Raw genomic sequence first — 17,215 nt, 5'->3', positions numbered from 1 at the left:
TCCACCCCGGGTGGGCGCCCGCCCCCCGCCCGCCCCCCGGGTCCCTCGCCGGGGGGTGGGGGGGGCCCCCCCCCCCCGCCCGCCCCCCCCACCCCTGCGCCGTTCGTATCTGGAGAATTGGATTCCGGGTCGCGGCAGCGCCTGGGCGCGACAGGACAGGTGTCAGCGCCACCGCGACCCGGAGTTCGGGGCCCGGGGAAGGGCGTGGGGTGTCAGACCTGGGAGCCGGAGAGCCGCTCGACCGAGCGCAGCAGCGCCGAGTGGTCCAGGCCGCCGTCGCCCTGTGCGCGCAGGGAGGCCACCAGCTGGGCCACGACCCCGCCGACGGGCAGTGCCGCGCCGACGTTGCGGGCGGCGTCCGTGACAATGCCCATGTCCTTGTGGTGCAGGTCGATCCGGAAGCCCGGAGCGAAGTCCCGCTTGAGGAAGTTGTCCTTCTTGCGGGTGAGGACCGTCGAGCCGGCGAGCCCGCCGTTCAGCACGTCGAGTGCGGCGGCCAGGTCGACCCCGGACTTCTCCAGGAAGACGACGGCCTCGGCGCAGGCCTGGATGTTGACCGCGACGATCAGCTGGTTGGCCGCCTTCACCGTCTGGCCGGAGCCGTGGGGGCCGCACAGCACGATCGTCCTGCCGAGCGCGTCGAGCAGCGGCTGCGCGGCGACGAAGTCGGTCTGCTCGCCACCGACCATGATGGACAGGACGGCTTCGATCGCACCGGCTTCACCGCCGGAGACGGGGGCGTCCAGTACGCGGATGCCCTTGTCCTTCGCGCGCTTCGCCAGGTCCACGGAGGTCTGCGGCGTGATCGAGGACATGTCGATCAGCAGGGCGCCCTGCCTGGCGTTCTCCAGGATGCCGTCGGGGCCGTACGCGATGGCCTCGACCTGCGGGGACGCGGGGACCATCGTGATGACGACGTCGGCGTCGCGCACCGCCTCCGCGATCGAGGCGGCCCCCTTGCCTCCCGCCGCGACGAGCCGGTCGATCTTGTCCTGCTCCAGGGTGTAACCGGTCACCTGGTAACCGGCCTCGACCAGGTTCTCGGACATGGGGGAGCCCATGATGCCGAGTCCGATCCAGGCGACCTTGGGGAGGTTGCTGCTCATGAGGTGCCTTCCGGTGAGCGTGGGTGCGAGGGGGCGGGTCTCAGCGGGCCGGCCGGTGCTCGGCGGGGAGCCATGCGAAGGACTCGGCGCTCGGCCGGTCGCCGGGCTTGTACTCCAGGCCGACCCAGCCGGCGTAACCGGCCTCGGTCAGCTCGTCGAGGAGACGCTCCAGCGGGAGCGAGCCGGTGCCGGGCGCGCCGCGCCCCGGCTTGTCGGCGATCTGGACGTGGCCGGTCTTCGCGGCGTACGTCTTGATCACCTGGCTGAGGTCCTCGCCGTTCATCGCCAGGTGGTAGAGGTCCAGCAGGAAGGTGGCGTTGCCCAGTCCCGTCGCCTCGTTGACACGATCGACGACCTCGATGCCCGCCGGTGCGCTGACCAGCGGGTACAGCGGCGACTCCGTGTCGTTGAGGGTCTCGACCAGGAGGGCGGCCCCGATCCGGTGGGCCGCACGGGCGGCCAGGACGAGGTTCTCCAAGGCGAGTTCGTCCTGGACGGCCGGGTCCACGCCCTCGACGCGGTTGCCGTAGAGCGCGTTGAGCGCCTTGCAGCCGGCCGAGGCCGCGAAATCGGCCGCCACGTCGATGTTGGCGCGGAAGCGGTCCGACTCCTCGCCGGGCAGCGAGAGTGCCCCGCGGTCGGGGCCGGGGAGCCGGCCCGCGTAGAAGTTCAGCCCCACCAGTTGGGTGCCCGCGTCGTCGAGCGCCTTCTTCAGGGCGTCGAGCTCGGCCTGCGCGGGGGTGGGGGTCTCGATCCAGGGCCACCAGAGCTCGACCGCGGTGAAACCCCTGGCGGCGGCCGCCGCCGGGCGCTCCAGGAGCGGGAGTTCGGTGAAGAGGATCGAGAGGTTCACATCGAAGCGCTGGTCCGAGTAGCCCATCATGCACTCCTTCCGTATTGCGGAAGTTATTTTCTGCTTAACGGAAGGTTGCCTGGCGCGTGGTGAGGCTGTCAAGAGGGAACCAGAATTCCGGGCACACGGGAGCGGGGTGGAGGCCTCTCGCGCCTCCACCCCGCTCCCGCTCACATTCGCCTGGTCAGACGGACGGCACCGTGTCCTCGAACGTCGTGCCCGCGGCCCGGTATCCGCTCACCAGTGCCGACACCCGCGCGGGGGAGAGTATCTGGTCCTTCACGTGCAGCACGTAGTCCACCTGCTGGTCGTAAGAGCGGGGTGTGGTGCTGCTCTGGCCGGCCAGATCGATCAGCCACTGGTTGAAGTTGATCGACATCGGCCGCTCCGGGAGGTACGCCGCCCCGTGCGTGCCGAAGAGCTGCCCGTCGACGTAGTACGTGATGGCGCTGTCGTCGATGGTCACCACCAGGTCGTGCCAGCCCGCGTAGCTCTGCCGTGTCTCGCTGTGCTGGTTGACGGCTTCCCAGGGATCGGGCCGGAAGGTCTCCCACGAGGTGGTGTAGAGGATGTTGGCCGGCTCGCCCCAGCCGCCGTTGGGCAGGTACTCGAAGTCGTACTCCGCGTAGTCGTCCGCCATCGGTGCCTTCAGGTCGTTGATGGTGAAGAAGGCCTGGACGAGGCGGTCGCCGTCCGGCCCCGACCTCGGGGCGTCGCTGAACTTGACCCGCGCCGCGTAGGTGCCGTTGCGGAACTTCATGGACCGCGTGAGGATCTCCGTCTGCACCGTCGAGGCACCGGTACCCGCGGTCGACGTCTCCAGGTTCATCACCGAATTGCCGCTCTGGTCGGCGAAGGTGACGTTCTCCGGAGCCCAGACGGCGCCCGGCACGCCGGGCCCGCCCGAGTTGGAGCGGACGCTCCAGCCGTTCGCCGAGATCTCCGGGTCCGCATGGCCGGTGTAGTTGAAGTCGTCGAACAGGGCGGGCCCGTCGGCCGACACCCCGGGCCCGCCGGTGCGGTACTGGGCGAGGGGTCCGCCGGCGGGCGCTGCGCCGGCGGTCGTGGGCAGGGCGGCGAGGGCGGTGCAGCCCAGGGCCAGGGTGACGGCGGCGGCCGCCGCCGCGCCGATACGGCTCCTGCTGAAAGTCCTCATGGCGATGTTCCTCTCCGGAACGGTGGGGGGTGACTACCGAGGGGGCGCGCTGTGCCTGTGGTCACGGACTCGGTCCGCAACTGCGCCCGCGTGCCGAACGCGGGGGGTTCGTCCGGATCCGCGGACCGGGTGTGGTCGCGGCAGGTGGTGCGGGGGTGCGCGGCCACCACCTGGCGCGAGTGGCATTCCACGGTTCACCTCACTGGGGGCAGAGACCTGACCATCTGACCAGTGGAGTGCACCGGACAGTTCACCTCTTGATGGTGGATGAAGGTGGCATAGACCAATGAGAACGTCAACCCCCGCCGTATCAAGGGGGATTGGTGGTCTGTCGGCGAACTGCAGACTCTGCTCATCCCGGCGGAGACAGCTACACTTCTCCCATTACCAGTGGCCTTCGGGCGGTCAACTGGTAATAGGGAGTGGTTCGCCGGAGGGGGTGTGCGTGAAAGCCGACGTGCCGGGGACGGTGCTCAAACGGGAACGGGCACGCGACGCGGTCCTCGAACTGATCGAGAGCCGCAGCCCCGGGGACGCCATCCCGTCCGAGCGGGCCCTCTGTGCTCTGCTCGGAGTGTCCCGGCCCACTGTGCGCGCCGCTGCCGACGAGCTGGTGGCAGCCGGGTTGCTGGTCCGCGAGCACGGGCGCGGAATGTTTGTCGCACCGGAGAAGATCACCCAGGAGCTCGTCTCCGCCGACCTCGCGCTGAGCGTGCCGCAGGCGGCCGGGGCCTGGTCGAGCAGGCTGCTGGAGTTCACCACGCTCCAGGCCGGCGCCCGGGTCGGCCGTAAGCTGCGGATGTCGCCCGCCGAGGAGATCGCGTACGTCGCACGGCTGCGCCTGGTCGACGGCTCCCCGATGGCGATCGAGCACCTGTACATGCGGGCGGCGCTCGTCCCCGGCCTGTCTGCGCAGGAGCTGGAGGCCGGCGATCTCTACGGACACCTGCGGCGCACCCACGGGGTGCATGTCCACGAGGCGGTCCAGGCCATCGAGCCCACCGTCGTCACCCGGGCGGAGGCCCAGCTCCTGGAGGTACCCGAGCTCTCCCCGGCGCTGCTCTTCGAGCGCCTGACCTCGGACACCGCCGGGGTGCCCGTCGAGTACGTCCACTCGCTCTACCGGGGTGACCGCTACCGGATCGTCTCCCGGCTCGCGCTCGGACCGGCCGCCACCACCGGAGCGGCCGGCGCCGGGCCCGTCCGGGAAGGGCACCATCCCGGGATCCCGCCCGGCGACTTCGCGCCCGGCGACCCGATCACGTCGTCCACCCGGGGGGACGTCCAGGCCGGACCGTGAGGCGGGGCGGCTTGCCATAGGGTCGGGACGAGCCGTGCGAGCCGAGGGACGCGGCGGGACATGAGGGAGGCACCGTGCGCTTGAGGGTGGAATTCACCACCGAGCCCTTCGATCTCGAGGAGGCACCTGCCCACGCGGTGCAGGCCCGCGAGGTCATCCAGACCGCTGACCTGGACGCGGTCGACGTGGGCCCCTTCGGTAACACGGCCGAAGGGGGCGCCGACCAGATTCTCGCCGCGGTGGACTCCTTGTTGCGCAAGGCCCTGGCCTCGGGTGCCACCCGGGTCTCCCTCCAGTTCAACGTGATCGGGGAGGACACCCCGTGACCGACCCCGCCGATCACCCACTGGTCGCCGCGGTGAAGCCGCTCGTCGACGCCATGGGCGCCCAACTGCTGAGTCCGGAGCGGGCGGCGGCCGACGACGTCGTGCTCGCCTGGGAAGGGGCGGACGTCATAGCCGTGCGCCTCCCGCAGCTCTCCGAGTCGCTCGACCACATCCTGGCCGCGATGGAGCGGCGGCACGGGATGCCACTGGCCGATCTGGACCGTAAGGCCAAACAGGGCGTGGTGCGCGCGCTCGAGGCGCGCGGCGCCTTCGCCGTGCGCCATGGTGTGGAGACCGTGGCCGCCGCTCTCGGGGTCAGCCGGTTCACGGTCTACAACTACCTGAACCGGGACGATGCGGCCAAGGGTGAGTAGCTGAGCGCATCGCGGCCTCATGCCGTCGCCCGGGAACCCGGGTGGCGGATTCTCCGTTCGTGGAATTTCAACAAACTGTTGACGTGGTGTTGTGGAGGGCGTTAGCTATCCGCAGCCCGACAACGCACAGCGAGAAACAGCCACGGAGGCTCCCGTGACTTCGAGCTCCACGCCGGGCCTCGCCCGGTTCAACATCCTGGCGGCCGACGAGGCCACCGTCGCGCTGCACGAGGTGTGTGCCAGTGCGGAGTGGGGGAGGATCATCCTCGCCCACCGGCCGTACGCCGCCATGGACGCCCTGTTCACTGCGAGCGACGCCGCTCTGGCAGAGCTCTCCGCGAAGGACCTGGCCGAGGCGATGGCCGGCCACCCGCCGATCGGCCGCCCGAAACCCGGTGACCCGGCCTCCGCCCGCGAACAGCGGGGGATGACCGGTGCGTCCGAAGAGCTCAGGACCGAGATGCTCGAACTGGACCTGGCCTACCAGAAGCGGTTCGGACACGTCTTTCTGATCTGCGCCACCGGAGCCACCGGTGAGCAGATGCGCGACGCGGTGAAGTCCCGGATCGGCAACTCGCCCGAGCGGGAGCGTGAGATCGCGCGCACCGAACTGGGCAAGATCAACCGCATTCGGCTGAACCGCCTCCTACGGGACCCCTCAGAGCAAGGAGCGTGACGGTCTTGAGCACCGGCACCACCGCATCGGTGTCCACCCACATCCTGGACACCAGCATCGGCCGCCCCGCCGCAGCCGTCACCGTCTCGCTCGCCGCACGCGGCGGCGCCGGTGCGGACTACGTGACGCTCGGCGGATCCGCGACCGACTCGGACGGGCGCTGCAAAGACCTGCCGGCCCTGCCGGAAGGAACCACCCATGTACGGCTCGTCTTCGACACCGAGTCGTACGTCACCGCGATGAAGCAAGCCGAGGCGCAGCAGGACGCCCCCCGCGTAAGGGACAGCGGCGCGTTCTTCCCGGAGGTGGCGGTCGCATTCGCCGTCACCCCGGGCGAGCACTATCACGTACCGCTGCTGCTCAACCCGTTCGGCTACTCCGTTTACCGAGGGAGCTAGCAGACAACATGCCCACGATTCTCGGCCAGAACCAGTACGGCAAAGCAGAGAACCGCGTCGTCAGGATCACGCGGGACGGCAACACCCACCACATCAAGGACCTCAACGTCTCGGTCGCCCTCTCCGGCGACATGGACGACGTCCACTACTCCGGCTCCAACGCCAACGTCCTGCCGACCGACACCACCAAGAACACGGTGTTCGCCTTCGCCAAGGAACACGGCATCGAGTCCGCCGAGCAGTTCGGTATCCACCTCGCCCGGCACTTCGTGACCTCGCAGGAGCCGATCGAAGTGGCCCGGATCAGGATCGAGGAGTACGGCTGGGAGCGCATCGCGACCTCCGACGGCAACGCGAGGTTCACCGGCGCCGACGAGGTCAAGCACTCCTTCGTCCGCAAGGGCCAGGAGACGCGCACCACCCAGATCACCTTCGACGGCGAGAAGTGGGAGGTCATCTCCGGTCTCAAGGACCTCTCGGTGATGAACTCGACCAACTCCGAGTTCTGGGGCTACGTCAAGGACGAGTACACGACGCTGAAGGAGGCGTACGACCGCATCCTCGCGACCGACGTCTCCGCCAAGTGGCGTTACAACTGGGCCGACGACCAGCAGCGCATGCCGAACTGGGAGAATTCCTACGAGCAGACGCGCAAGCACATGCTCCAGGCCTTCGCGGAGACGTACTCCCTCTCACTCCAGCAGACCCTTTACCAGATGGGTTCGCGCGTCATAGACAACCGCAGCGAGATCGACGAGATCCGTTTCTCGCTGCCGAACAACCACCACTTCCTCGTGGACTTGGAGCCCTTCGGCCTCAAGAACGACGATGAGGTCTACTTCGCCGCCGACCGGCCGTACGGCCTCATCGAGGCCACGGTGCTCCGTGACGGCGTCGAGCCGAAGATCCCGGTCGACATGACCAACCTCTGACGCGGTGCTGAACCGGTCCCGCCCCGCTGCGGGCGGGAACCGGTCTCCTTCTACGCCGGTTCTCCGTCCTGGGCGCAGACCGTGCCCGGCTCCGGGATCAGTGCGGGAGCGCTCGTCGCGGTCCTGCTCAATCTGTTCTTCCATCATCTCGGCACCCACAGCCGTAACGCTGTGGCACTCAAATCCTCCTAGGGCCCTGCCGTGCCCACATCGCCAGAGACAGAAGAGGGAAGCAGCATGGCAGCTTCGGCGGATCCACGGACCATCCAGCGCATCATCATCCAGAACTGTTCGATCGCCACCGTCGACGCCCACGACACCGAGTACGCCTCGGGGCACATCGTCGTGGCGGACCACCGCATCGAGTCCGTCGGCGCGGGCAACGCGCCGGAGAACCTCGAGGGCGTCGTACGTCGCATCGACGGCACCGGGCACCTCGCCACGCCCGGGCTCGTCAACACCCACCACCACTTCTACCAGTGGATCACCCGGGGCCTGGCGACCGACCACAACCTCTTCGACTGGCTGGTCGCGCTGTACCCGACGTGGGCACGCATCGACGAGCCGATGGCCCGCGCCGCCGCCCAGGGCTCGCTCGCGATGATGGCCCGCGGCGGCGTCACCACCGCCATGGACCACCACTACGTCTACCCGCGCGGTTCCGGCGACCTGTCCGGTGCGATCATCGGCGCCGCCCGTGACATGGGCGTACGCTTCACCCTCGCCCGCGGTTCCATGGACCGCAGCAAGAAGGACGGCGGGCTGCCCCCGGACTTCGCCGTGGAGACCCTCGACGGAGCGCTCGCCGCCACCGAGGCGACCATCGACGAGCACCACGACACCTCCTTCGACGCGATGACACAGATCGCGGTCGCCCCCTGCTCACCCTTCTCGGTGTCCACCGAACTCCTGCGGCAGGGAGCCGAACTGGCCCGCCGGCGCGGCGTACGGCTTCATACCCACGGCTCGGAGACCGTGGAGGAGGAACAGTTCTGCAAGGAGCTGTTCGAGATGGGCCCGACCGACTACTTCGAGTCGACCGGCTGGCTCGGCGACGACGTGTGGATGGCGCACTGCGTCCACATGAACGACTCCGACATCGCCGCCTTCGCCCGCACCGGCACCGGTGTCGCGCACTGCCCCTCCTCCAACGCCCGCCTCGCCGCGGGCATCGCCCGCGTCCCCGACATGCTCGCCGCCGGTGTCCCGGTCGGGCTCGGTGTCGACGGCACCGCGTCCAACGAGTCCGGTGAACTCCACACCGAACTGCGCAACGCCCTCCTCATCAACCGCCTCGGCGCCCACCGCGAGAAGGCACTCGACGCGCGCCAGGCGCTGCGCCTGGGCACGTACGGCGGTGCCCAGGTCCTCGGCCGCGCCGACGAGATCGGCTCCCTGGAACCGGGCAAGCTCGCCGACCTCGTGCTGTGGAAGCTGGACACCCTCGCCCACGCCTCCATCGCCGACCCGGTGACCGCCCTGGTCTTCGGTGCCGCGGCTCCCGTCACCCTCTCGCTCGTCAACGGCAGAACCGTCGTCGAGGACAGCCACCTCACCACGGTGGACGAGGACGCCATCGCCCGCGCGACCCGCGACGAGGCCAGGCGCCTGGCACGGATCGCCGCCGGAGCCTGATGCTCCGTACCTCCTGACAGGCCGGCCGAGGGGGACGGCCCTCGGCCGGCCGCCGTGCACCCGACGGGTTCACGGCAGCCTGCGCGGGTGCGCGTACCTTCCGTACGCGCACCCGCGCAGGTGAGCACAAGGCTGCCCGCACCAGCTGCACGACCTGCACCAACGCACCACTCAGCACCACCTCCCTGACACCCACGTCGCCCGACGTGTACCCGACCGGAGGAAGCCGTGGCAGCTACGCCCAGGTTTCGTAAGAACGCAGTCGATGGAAACGCAGTCGATGAAAGCGCAGTCGACGGAAGCGCGACCGAAGGAAGTGCGGCCGGAGAACCGGGCGTCAAACACCCGGTCGACGAGACGCTTCCGCCCCTCAGGATGTTCACCAGCGGCCTTCAGCACGTGGCCGCGATGTACGCGGGTGTGGTGGCTCCGCCCATGATCGTGGGGCCCGCGGTGGGCCTCAGCGCCAAGGAGACCGCCTTCCTCATGGGGGCGAGCCTCTTCACCGCGGGGATAGCCACCCTGCTCCAGACCCTCGGCTTCTGGCGCATCGGGGCCCGGCTGCCGTTCGTCAACGGCGTCTCGTTCGCCGGGGTGACCCCCATGATCGCGATAGGCAAGGACCGTGGGCACGACGGCATAGCCGTCATCTTCGGCGCGATCATCGTCGCGGGCCTCCTCGGCTTCCTCCTCGCCCCGTACTTCTGCAAGCTGGTGCGGTTCTTCCCGCCCGTCGTCACCGGCACCGTCATCACGCTGATCGGCGTCTCGCTGCTGCCGGTCGCCTTCAACTGGTCGCAGGGCGGCAACGCGACCGCCGACGACTACGGCTCGATGACGAACATCACGATGGCCGCCGCCACCCTCGTGATCGTGCTGGCCCTGCGCAAACTGCTGCGGGGCTTCCTCCAGCAGATCGCCATCCTGCTCGGACTGGTCATCGGCACCCTGATCGCGATCCCCGCCGGCATCACCGACTTCGGGGCGCTGGGTGACGCCGGCATCGTCGGCTTCCCGACGCCGTTCCACTTCGGCGCACCGCAGTTCGAGATCGCCGCCATCATCTCGATGTGCATCGTGATGCTGGTCTGCATGACCGAGTCCACCGCCGACATGCTGGCCCTCGGTAAGATCGTCGGCCGTCCGGCGGACGAACGGACCATCGAGGGCGGACTGCGCGCCGATGCCCTGGGCAGTGCCGTCAGCCCGCTCTTCAACGGCTTCATGTGCAGCGCGTTCGCCCAGAACATCGGGCTGGTCGCTATGACCAAGGTCCGCAGCCGGTTCGTCGTCGCCGCCGGCGGAGCCATATTGGTGCTGCTCGGGCTGATCCCCGTGGCCGCCTCGGTCATCGCGCTCGTACCGCTTCCGGTCCTCGGAGGGGCGGGCATCGTGCTCTTCGGATCGGTGGCCGCGAGCGGCGTCCAGACGCTGGCCACCGCCGCCCTGGAGAAGGGCGAGAACGCCCTGATCGTCGCGGCGGCCGTCGGTGTCGGCCTCATACCGATCGCCGCGCCTGGCTTCTACCACGCCTTCCCCGAGGACCTGCTCGTCGTCCTGGACTCGGGCATCTCCACCGGCTGCGTGGTGGCGATCGTGCTGAACCTGGCCTTCAACCACTGGGGCCGGACGCCGGAACCGGCTCCGGAGACGGAAGCCGCGGAAAGTGAACAGCCCAAGGACCCCATGGCCCTGCCCGCCGCCCACTGAGCCGGCGGTGCGCGTACGGGGGACCCTTCGCGGGGCCGTACGCGCACCGTGTGCGGTGGGGTCAGCCGATGTGGAAGCTGTCGCCGTGGACCTGCCGGTCCAGCGGCGGGCCCAGATCCAGCGCTCGGTGTACAGCTCCACCGGATCGAGCATGTCCCCGGTGCCGGAGCATCCGATGATGCCTGCGGTGTAGCCGCAGCCGTCGCCGATGTCCTCGATGTAGTTCGCGGGGTCGTCGAGCCCCTTCTCCGGAGAGCCGGAACCGGACCCGGAACAGCCGGTCAGGACGAGGGCCGCGACCGCGGCGAGGACGAGACGTCTGTGCTTCACGCAGCAGGCCTGCCAGGCCGGGGGGCGGAGCCGGCCGGGCCCCGGCGCCTGTAGCGTTCGCGATATGGAAGATCAGTCTGTTGTGGACGTCGGCGATGTACGGCTGGCGTACCGGACCTGGGGCGACCCCTTCGGCTCGCCCGTCGTCCTCTTGCACGGCCTCGGCGGCTCGTCCCTGAGCTGGGAGGCGGTGGGCGCCCTGCTCGGCGAGGAGTGGCGGGTGTACGCCATCGACCTGCGAGGGCACGGCGAGAGCGACTGGCCCGACGAGTACGCCTTCGAGCAGATGCGGGACGACGTCCTGGAGTTCCTCGACGCCTGCGAGCTCGACCGGGTCGGCCTCGTCGGCCACTCGATGGGCGGGGTGGCCGCCTATCTGCTCGCCGAGGAGCACGCGGACCGGGTGGAGCGACTGGTGCTGATCGAGACCCCGCCGCCCTTCCCCGGACAGCCGGCCGACGACACCCGTCCGTCGGGCCCGGTGGACTACGACGAGAACGTCCTGCCGGCCGTCCGGGCCCAGATCGCCGAGCCTGATCCCCGCTGGGAGGAGGAGCTGGGCCAGATCGTCGCTCCGACGCTGATGATCGCGGGAGGCCCGGAGAGCAGCATGCCGCAGGGCAGGCTGGCCGACATGGCCTCACTCATCCCCGACTGCAGGCTCATCACCCTCGGCGGCGGGCACCATGTGCACAAGAAGCACGCGGACCAGGTGGCCCAGCAGATCACCGAGTTCTTCACCAGCTGAGGCGGCCCCCGGGTGCCCGGCTGAGGCCCTCCGGGTGCCCGGCGGGCGCTGTCGGTGCCGGCTGCCATGATCCACGGCATGGATCTCAGCCGCCTCCTCGCCGAAGCCGACGCCTCCCTCCCGTGGGCCGGTCTCACGCATGCCTACGGCAGCGCCGCCGATGTGCCCGGCTGTCTGCGGAGGCTGGCGGGGGGCGACGACGAGGAGGCGGCGGCCGCCCTCTCCGACCTGTACGGCAGCATCCTGCACCAGGGTTCGGTGTACGAGGCCACCGCTCACGCCGTGCCGTATCTCGCCCGGATCGCCGCTGCCGGCATCCGCACGGCGGACGTGCTGGCCCTGCTCGGCGGCATAGCGGAGAACGGAGCGGACGACGGGGAGAGCGACGAGGCCGCCGCACGCCGCGCCGTGACCGCCGAACTGCCCCTGCTGCTGGCGTCGGTGGAAGCGGAGGACCGCGGGGTACGCCAGGCTGCGGCCTGGGCCGCGGCCATGACCGGCGCGACGGACCAGGCGTACGGCGTTCTCCGTGCCCGCTTCGGTGCCGAGACCGATCCGCAGGTCCTGGCGGAACTGCTCGGCGCACACCGCCGTCGGCTGACGGAGCTTGCCGAGCGGGATGTGCGGGTGGTGGCCTCGGGGGCGTCCGCCGACGCGCGTTTCCAGGAGCGGGCGCGGGAGGTGCTGCGGGTGCTCCGGGGGCCGGAGGCTGGGGCCTGAGCTGACGGGGCGGGCCCTGCTTCGGCGGGCGTGGAGCCCGCAGCCCGGACAGGACCGGCCCGAGCGGACTCGCGCGCGAGCACGGCCCGGCAGGGGCGGCCCTCGCGGCGGCCACTGTCGCCGCCCGTGCCGTCGCGTGGCCGCGTCCGGTGCTTCTGCCGGGAGCGTCGCGCCGTGCCGTCGCGTCGGCCCGTCCGGTGCTGCTGTCGGGAGCGTCGCTCCCGTCCGGCGAGTCGCTCCCGCCCGGGCGGGTCCCCGTCCGGCGCGTCGAGCCCTCAGTCCCCCGGCTGCCAGTCGGGCCGTCGCCCGCTCAGGGCGATCACCCGGTCGACCAGCGGTGCGTCGGCCGGGACGGTGACCGGCGGACCGAAGATCGCGTCGGGGCCGGACCTGTCGTCGTCCCCGGGCGCCAGCATCGCCTCCGACATGCGCAAACTCGCCTCGTCCGCCCGGAACTCCTGACCCGTGGACCGGGCCAGGTCCCAGCCGTGCACGAGCAGTTCGTTCCTGGCGACCGCTCCGGCGACCTGGCCGGGCAGATCCACCCCGCCCGCCTGAGTCATGCCCTCCAGGGCGGCCGGGGACCGCCAGGCAGCGACCAGCTCGTCCAGCAGGGGTGGCAGCGCTGAGCGCCAGTCGGCGGGCAGTACCGGCAGGGCCGGGCCCGGGGAGGTGCCGGTCGTCGGGCCGAGTTTCTTGTGTGCCGCGTCGCGGAAGGCCATCGTCAGCCCCAGCAGGTGTCCCAGAAGCTCCCGGACCGAGTAGCCGGGGCAGGGCGTCGGACCGGTCAGCTGCCGGTCGTCGATGGAGCCGATCAGTTCCTGGATCTGCCGCGCCACCGGTTCGAGATCAAGATCAGGAGCGGTCCCCTTGTGCGTTTCCATACTCTTAGGACCGTTCCCGAGCTCGGAACTCATCGCGGACATGGCGGAGCGTTCCGATCCGCCCTCTTGCCGCGGGTCCCACCGGCGTGGCATATAGGTCTGGACCATTGCTGTCGGAGGGAAGGCTTCACCGTGCAACGCCCCCACGCACGCACCGCGTCCGCCTGTTCCGCCGCGCTGCTCATCGCCGCGGTCAGCGCCTGCGGCGGCTCCGCCGAAGCGGACACCGAGAACCCGACAGCCCCCGCGGGGGTGACAGCGCAGGCCGGCAGTTCCACCTCCGTACACGTCATGTGGGAGCGGTCCTCGGACAACAAGGGAATCATCGGCTACGACGTCTACCGCGAGGGCAGGAAGGCCGCCTCGGTGGACGCGGCGAAGCTGATGACCGACATCGACGGTCTGACCGCGTCCACCGCTCACACCTTCACCGTCAGGGCGCGTGACGCCGCCGGCAACCTCTCCGCCCCGAGCGCTGCGGCCCCCGTCACCACCCCCGCCACCGCACCCTCCGACGAGGAACCGCCTACCGGACCGTCCAAGCTGCGCGGCGAAGCCGGCAGCGGCCGGACGGTCACCCTGTCCTGGGGCGGGTCCACGGACGACGTGGGCGTTACCTCGTACGACGTCTACCAGGAGGACTCCAGGATCCACAGCGTCCCCGGCACGCAGACCACGGCCCGGCTCGCCGGGCTGCGGCCCGGCACCGTCTACACCTTCACCGTCAGGGCCCGAGACGCCGCCGACCGTTCCTCGCCGGACAGCAACGCCCTCGACCTCACCACCCCGTCCGCGCCGGGCGCTCCCGCCGGCACGGCACCCACCGCGCTGCGGACGAAGACCACGGCGCAGGGCAAGGAGTCCCTGGTCGACCTCTCCTGGGACCAGCCGGACACCGGCGGCACGATTCCCGCGTACCAGCTGTTCCTGAACGGAAAGCTGACCACCACCATCGTCTGGGGCGGCACACCGCCCTCGGGCCGCGCGACGTACCGGCTCACCCTGACCGACCCTCCCGGCACCCGCTACTCACTCAAGATCAGGCCCAAGCTGCCCGACGGGAAATGGGGCGACTTCTCGGCCCAGCGCACGGTGGTCCTCCCCGGCTGATCGCCCGCGTCAAGCGGACATCGCCTCGGAGACGGCCGCGACAATGCCCGTTGCCATGGCGTCGAAATTCTCCCGGAAGAAGCTCGTCCTGTTGTAGAACCCTTCTTCCGAGAAGACCCCGTCAACAGCGAAGCGAGGGGGAACAGCCGTCAACGCCGAATGGCTGACGTGCAGTTCGCGCGCCGTCAGCGTGAACTCCCGGGTGGTCCTGTGGTCCCCCCTGAGTCTGCCGGCCAGACGGTCGACCTCCTGCAGGTCCACGCCCAGCTGCACGGAGAGGGCATCGGGGGAGGGCCCCCACCCCTTGAGTGACTGCAGCGCCTCCAGCATCAGGTCGGTCTGGGACGAGGTGAGCCGGCCATGGAAGGACTCCCCGGCTCTCACCAGCTTGATCCGTGTGCGCATGTCCGGGCGTCTCCTCCGCGTGGCGTGGGTCCACGGCAGACCGAACCCGTGGCTGGAGGCGCCGCCTGTCCGTGTCGCGGCCACTCGTCCTCGACGGCGCCGCGCGCTAATGTACCGGGCCCCGGCGGCGGTGCCGGAGTCGGCAGAGGAGGGGACGGCATGCCAGGTGCGCGGGCTTCCCGACGGGTTGTCACCCGAGGCCATGTCGTGCACAGCGCCTGCCGCTACTTCCTCCGGCACGGCACCGTGGACATGGGCGCGCTCGCCCGGGACCTCGCCGTGAGCCGCGCGACGCTCTACCGCGTGGTCGGCAGCCGGGACGCTCTCCTGGCCGACGTGCTGTGGGAGCTGGCGGAACACCTCCTGGACCGGGCTCGGTGCCGGCGCACCCGGGCGGGCGTCGACGGGGTGCTGGAGATCACCCGCTACTTCGTCACCGTGCTGCGCGCCTCCACCCCCTTCGCGTCCTTCCTGCTTACCGAGCCCGAGACGGCAAGGCGGCTGCTGACCGCCGGATGCGTACACCGGCGTGCCGTCCTTGCCCAGCGGAGCATCCTGCTGGAAGCGGGGGAGGGGGACCGTCCCTGGCCCAGCGCGGGCATCGACGACCTGGCGTATCTCTACGTCAGGGTCGTCGAGTCCACCTTGTACGCCGAGCTGCTGAGCAGCCGTCGGCCGGATCTCGAGCTTGCCGAGCGCACTGCCCGCGCCCTCCTCCGGCAAACTTGCTGAACGTCATCGGGCGCGATCTGAGACCGCAGTCTCACCCTCGGGCCGGTGACTGGCGGGCCCGTCGGCACCGGCCGTAGTTTCCGACTCCGACGACGGCAACTCGGAGGACTCGATGACCGGTTCCCAGGCGGTCCGGACGGGCCGGACCCCGCTGCTCGCTGTGTTTCTGGCGCTCGTCGGAGCACTCGCCGTTCTCACCACCCCGGCGCACGCCACGACCGCGCCGCGCACCACCGTCAATCCCGTGATCTTCGTACACGGCCAGGAGGGCTCGGCCCAGCAGTGGCAGTCCCAGGCCAAGCGGTTCTCCGGCAACGGCTACCGCGACGACCTCCTGTACGTCCACGAGTACGACACCTCCGTGGCCACCGACGACCACGCGATCGCCGGACTGGAGGAACTGGTCGACTCCGTCCGGGCGCGCACCGGCGCGGAGAGGGTCGACATCCTCGCGCACTCGCGCGGCACGCGTGTGATGCACGCGTACCTCTCCGTGCCGGAGCGTGCGGCGGAGGTCGCCAAGTACGTCAACCTGGACGGCCGTACGGCGGCCGCGCCGCCCGGCGGGGTGCCCACCCTCGCCATCTGGAGCAGCCTCCAGCCGAGCGGGTCGATCGACGGAGCGCTCAACGTCCACGAGCCACAGGCGGGACACACGGAGAGCGCGACGTCCGCCGAGAGCTTCGGCCACATCTACGCGTTCCTCCGCGGCAGGCCTCCGCTCACCACCCGGGTGCTGCCCGAGGCGCCCACCTCCGTGCAGATCGCGGGCCGCGCCGTGCACTTCCCGCAGAACAAGGGGATCGCGGGCCGCCTGGAGGTGTGGAGGCTCGACCCCGCCACCGGCGCCAGGGCCGGCCTTCTCCCGCTGCACGTGGTGCGGGTCGGTACGGACGGCGCCTTCGGCCCGCTCGGAGTGAGCGGACGCGGGCACTACGAGCTGGCGTTCGTCCGCCCCGGCGAGCGCACCAACCACTTCTACTTCGAACCGTTCGAGCGCAGCGACCGCTTCGTGCGCCTGCTCGTGTCCCCTCCGGGCGGTGTCGCGGACTCCATCGACGCCTGCACCGACCACACGGCGCTCACCATCGTCCGCGCACGTGAGTGGCGGGCCGGCACTTCGGACGACGACCGGCTCCGTATCGCCGGGTCGGACGTCCTCAATCCCGCTGTGACCCCACAAATCCGCCAGATCCTGGGCCTGTTCGCCTTCGACAAGGGCTGCGACGGGGTCAGCCGCCTCGACGCCGCGCTGCCGCCCTTCGACCGCGTCCCGTTCCTGACGGCCACCGACCTCTCCCTCCCGGCCGACGCGCAGGCCCGTGGCGCGATCCCTGTAACGCAGACGATGCGCGGGGCCGGAGGGGTGCGCGAGACCATCACCGTGGCGAACTGGCCGTCCGACCGCCACACCGTGTCGCTGCTCTTCAAGGACTACGTGGACATTGCCTCCGGCGGATGAGCCGGAAGTCCTAAGCCGGTGCGCTGTTCCTGGACCGCACGGCCCGGGAACAGCGCACCGACGCTCAGCCTGTGACGCCTGCCGTCGCGACCTATGGAGCCGCCGGGGCGGACAGCCCGATGAGAGCGGTCATGAGCCGGCACGGTGGGTCTCCTCCGCGTCACGCACTGCCCCTGCCAGGACGAAGGCTCTTCAGGCGGCCTTACGTTCGTGGACGGGTTGATCGAGCCATTCGTAGGGTTGGGTCGCCCAGGGGTGCTGGGTGTGGCTTTCAGGCGGCTGCCGTTCGTGGCTGAACTCGCTTCGCCGCCCGGCACCCCACGACGACCGGGCCGCTGATTGGGAAGTGCGAACAAGT

General features: G+C 70.3%; 17 protein-coding genes and 3 pseudogenes. 14 read left to right on the top strand and 6 right to left on the bottom strand.

Annotation, left to right across the window (positions count from 1 at the left end):
• Nucleotides 1-212: 212 nt before the first annotated feature.
• From ACWD04_RS33130 to ACWD04_RS33120, 3 genes and pseudogenes are all read right to left on the bottom strand, one after another.
• Complete coding sequence (locus ACWD04_RS33130) at nt 213-1,106, bottom strand: 2-hydroxy-3-oxopropionate reductase (RefSeq protein ID WP_451137441.1); 894 nt, start codon at nt 1,104-1,106, stop codon at nt 213-215.
• 40 nt (nt 1,107-1,146) lie between these two features.
• Entirely contained in the window at nt 1,147-1,986 is an 840-nt protein-coding gene (locus tag ACWD04_RS33125; RefSeq protein ID WP_451137442.1) for a TIM barrel protein, read from the bottom strand.
• A gap of 157 nt (nt 1,987-2,143) precedes the next feature.
• Nucleotides 2,144-3,025 (bottom strand): annotated as a pseudogene (locus tag ACWD04_RS33120) (glycoside hydrolase family 16 protein); the annotation flags it as partial.
• Nucleotides 3,026-3,560: 535 nt separating this feature from the next.
• On the opposite strand from ACWD04_RS33120, the gene ACWD04_RS33115 reads away from it, so the two are divergent.
• The 9 genes and pseudogenes from ACWD04_RS33115 (at nt 3,561) to ACWD04_RS33075 (ending at nt 10,466) form a co-directional block, all read left to right on the top strand.
• Nucleotides 3,561-4,415 carry a GntR family transcriptional regulator gene (locus ACWD04_RS33115; protein WP_451137440.1) on the top strand — a complete coding sequence of 285 codons (855 nt, stop codon included), beginning with the start codon at nt 3,561-3,563 and terminating at the stop codon, nt 4,413-4,415.
• Between the two features lie 74 nt (nt 4,416-4,489).
• Nucleotides 4,490-4,741, top strand: a complete 252-nt coding sequence (locus ACWD04_RS33110) for a hypothetical protein (protein WP_451137439.1) — start codon at nt 4,490-4,492, stop codon at nt 4,739-4,741.
• Complete coding sequence (locus ACWD04_RS33105) at nt 4,738-5,115, top strand: helix-turn-helix domain-containing protein (protein WP_451137438.1); 378 nt, start codon at nt 4,738-4,740, stop codon at nt 5,113-5,115. Before ACWD04_RS33110 ends, ACWD04_RS33105 begins: the two co-directional genes overlap by 4 nt.
• Nucleotides 5,116-5,269: 154 nt before the next feature.
• Nucleotides 5,270-5,791 carry a 2-oxo-4-hydroxy-4-carboxy-5-ureidoimidazoline decarboxylase gene (gene uraD, locus ACWD04_RS33100; RefSeq protein ID WP_451137437.1) on the top strand — a complete coding sequence of 174 codons (522 nt, stop codon included), beginning with the start codon at nt 5,270-5,272 and terminating at the stop codon, nt 5,789-5,791.
• 5 nt (nt 5,792-5,796) lie between these two features.
• Nucleotides 5,797-6,189: a hydroxyisourate hydrolase gene (gene uraH / locus ACWD04_RS33095; RefSeq protein WP_451137436.1), complete on the top strand. Its 393-nt coding sequence runs from the start codon at nt 5,797-5,799 to the stop codon at nt 6,187-6,189.
• An 8-nt stretch (nt 6,190-6,197) separates the two neighbouring features.
• On the top strand, nt 6,198-7,121 hold the full coding sequence (pucL, locus tag ACWD04_RS33090) for a factor-independent urate hydroxylase (protein ID WP_451137435.1): 924 nt from the start codon (nt 6,198-6,200) through the stop codon (nt 7,119-7,121).
• 45 nt (nt 7,122-7,166) lie between these two features.
• A pseudogene (locus tag ACWD04_RS33085) lies at nt 7,167-7,313 on the top strand (purine permease); the annotation flags it as partial.
• A gap of 45 nt (nt 7,314-7,358) precedes the next feature.
• On the top strand, nt 7,359-8,756 hold the full coding sequence (locus ACWD04_RS33080; RefSeq protein ID WP_451137434.1) for an 8-oxoguanine deaminase: 1,398 nt from the start codon (nt 7,359-7,361) through the stop codon (nt 8,754-8,756).
• A gap of 228 nt (nt 8,757-8,984) precedes the next feature.
• Nucleotides 8,985-10,466: a nucleobase:cation symporter-2 family protein gene (locus ACWD04_RS33075; RefSeq protein WP_451137433.1), complete on the top strand. Its 1,482-nt coding sequence runs from the start codon at nt 8,985-8,987 to the stop codon at nt 10,464-10,466.
• A 132-nt stretch (nt 10,467-10,598) separates the two neighbouring features.
• On the opposite strand, the pseudogene ACWD04_RS33070 reads toward ACWD04_RS33075, so the two are convergent.
• A pseudogene (locus ACWD04_RS33070) lies at nt 10,599-10,796 on the bottom strand (chitosanase); the annotation flags it as partial.
• A 64-nt stretch (nt 10,797-10,860) separates the two neighbouring features.
• Between ACWD04_RS33070 and ACWD04_RS33065 the strand changes: the two are divergent.
• Both ACWD04_RS33065 and ACWD04_RS33060 read left to right on the top strand, forming a co-directional pair.
• Nucleotides 10,861-11,544 carry an alpha/beta fold hydrolase gene (locus ACWD04_RS33065; protein WP_451137432.1) on the top strand — a complete coding sequence of 228 codons (684 nt, stop codon included), beginning with the start codon at nt 10,861-10,863 and terminating at the stop codon, nt 11,542-11,544.
• Nucleotides 11,545-11,622: 78 nt separating this feature from the next.
• Nucleotides 11,623-12,264 (top strand): hypothetical protein, encoded by a 642-nt coding sequence (locus ACWD04_RS33060; RefSeq protein ID WP_451137431.1) that lies wholly within the window; start codon nt 11,623-11,625, stop codon nt 12,262-12,264.
• Nucleotides 12,265-12,539: 275 nt separating this feature from the next.
• On the opposite strand, the gene ACWD04_RS33055 is transcribed toward ACWD04_RS33060, so the two are convergent.
• Nucleotides 12,540-13,148 (bottom strand): TIGR03086 family metal-binding protein, encoded by a 609-nt coding sequence (locus ACWD04_RS33055; protein WP_451137430.1) that lies wholly within the window; start codon nt 13,146-13,148, stop codon nt 12,540-12,542.
• Between the two features lie 132 nt (nt 13,149-13,280).
• Between ACWD04_RS33055 and ACWD04_RS33050 the strand changes: the two genes are divergently transcribed.
• Nucleotides 13,281-14,258 carry a fibronectin type III domain-containing protein gene (locus ACWD04_RS33050; protein WP_451137429.1) on the top strand — a complete coding sequence of 326 codons (978 nt, stop codon included), beginning with the start codon at nt 13,281-13,283 and terminating at the stop codon, nt 14,256-14,258.
• 9 nt (nt 14,259-14,267) lie between these two features.
• On the opposite strand, the gene ACWD04_RS33045 is transcribed toward ACWD04_RS33050, so the two are convergent.
• On the bottom strand, nt 14,268-14,663 hold the full coding sequence (locus ACWD04_RS33045) for a hypothetical protein (RefSeq protein ID WP_451137428.1): 396 nt from the start codon (nt 14,661-14,663) through the stop codon (nt 14,268-14,270).
• Between the two features lie 159 nt (nt 14,664-14,822).
• Here ACWD04_RS33045 and ACWD04_RS33040 point away from each other — a divergent pair, with 159 nt between their 5' ends.
• On the top strand, nt 14,823-15,395 hold the full coding sequence (locus ACWD04_RS33040; RefSeq protein ID WP_451137427.1) for a QsdR family transcriptional regulator: 573 nt from the start codon (nt 14,823-14,825) through the stop codon (nt 15,393-15,395).
• A 112-nt stretch (nt 15,396-15,507) separates the two neighbouring features.
• Complete coding sequence (locus ACWD04_RS33035; RefSeq protein ID WP_451137426.1) at nt 15,508-16,857, top strand: hypothetical protein; 1,350 nt, start codon at nt 15,508-15,510, stop codon at nt 16,855-16,857.
• The last annotated feature ends 358 nt before the right edge of the window (nt 16,858-17,215 follow it).

The organism is Streptomyces sp. NPDC002911 (assembly GCF_053591835.1).
The sequence above is the reverse complement of the archived record's forward strand: the minus strand, read 5'-3'. Positions and strand labels throughout refer to the sequence as shown.

Excerpts from the sequence above, each read along its gene's own strand:
- ACWD04_RS33130 (WP_451137441.1), bottom strand. The coding sequence starts at position 1,106 with ATGAGCAGCAACCTCCCCAAGGTCGCCTGGATCGGACTCGGCATCATG.
- ACWD04_RS33125 (WP_451137442.1), bottom strand. The coding sequence starts at position 1,986 with ATGGGCTACTCGGACCAGCGCTTCGATGTGAACCTCTCGATCCTCTTC.
- pucL (WP_451137435.1), top strand. The coding sequence starts at position 6,198 with ATGCCCACGATTCTCGGCCAGAACCAGTACGGCAAAGCAGAGAACCGC.
- ACWD04_RS33080 (WP_451137434.1), top strand. The coding sequence starts at position 7,359 with ATGGCAGCTTCGGCGGATCCACGGACCATCCAGCGCATCATCATCCAG.
- ACWD04_RS33065 (WP_451137432.1), top strand. The coding sequence starts at position 10,861 with ATGGAAGATCAGTCTGTTGTGGACGTCGGCGATGTACGGCTGGCGTAC.
- ACWD04_RS33060 (WP_451137431.1), top strand. The coding sequence starts at position 11,623 with ATGGATCTCAGCCGCCTCCTCGCCGAAGCCGACGCCTCCCTCCCGTGG.
- ACWD04_RS33055 (WP_451137430.1), bottom strand. The coding sequence starts at position 13,148 with ATGGAAACGCACAAGGGGACCGCTCCTGATCTTGATCTCGAACCGGTG.
- ACWD04_RS33045 (WP_451137428.1), bottom strand. The coding sequence starts at position 14,663 with ATGCGCACACGGATCAAGCTGGTGAGAGCCGGGGAGTCCTTCCATGGC.
- ACWD04_RS33040 (WP_451137427.1), top strand. The coding sequence starts at position 14,823 with ATGCCAGGTGCGCGGGCTTCCCGACGGGTTGTCACCCGAGGCCATGTC.
- ACWD04_RS33035 (WP_451137426.1), top strand. The coding sequence starts at position 15,508 with ATGACCGGTTCCCAGGCGGTCCGGACGGGCCGGACCCCGCTGCTCGCT.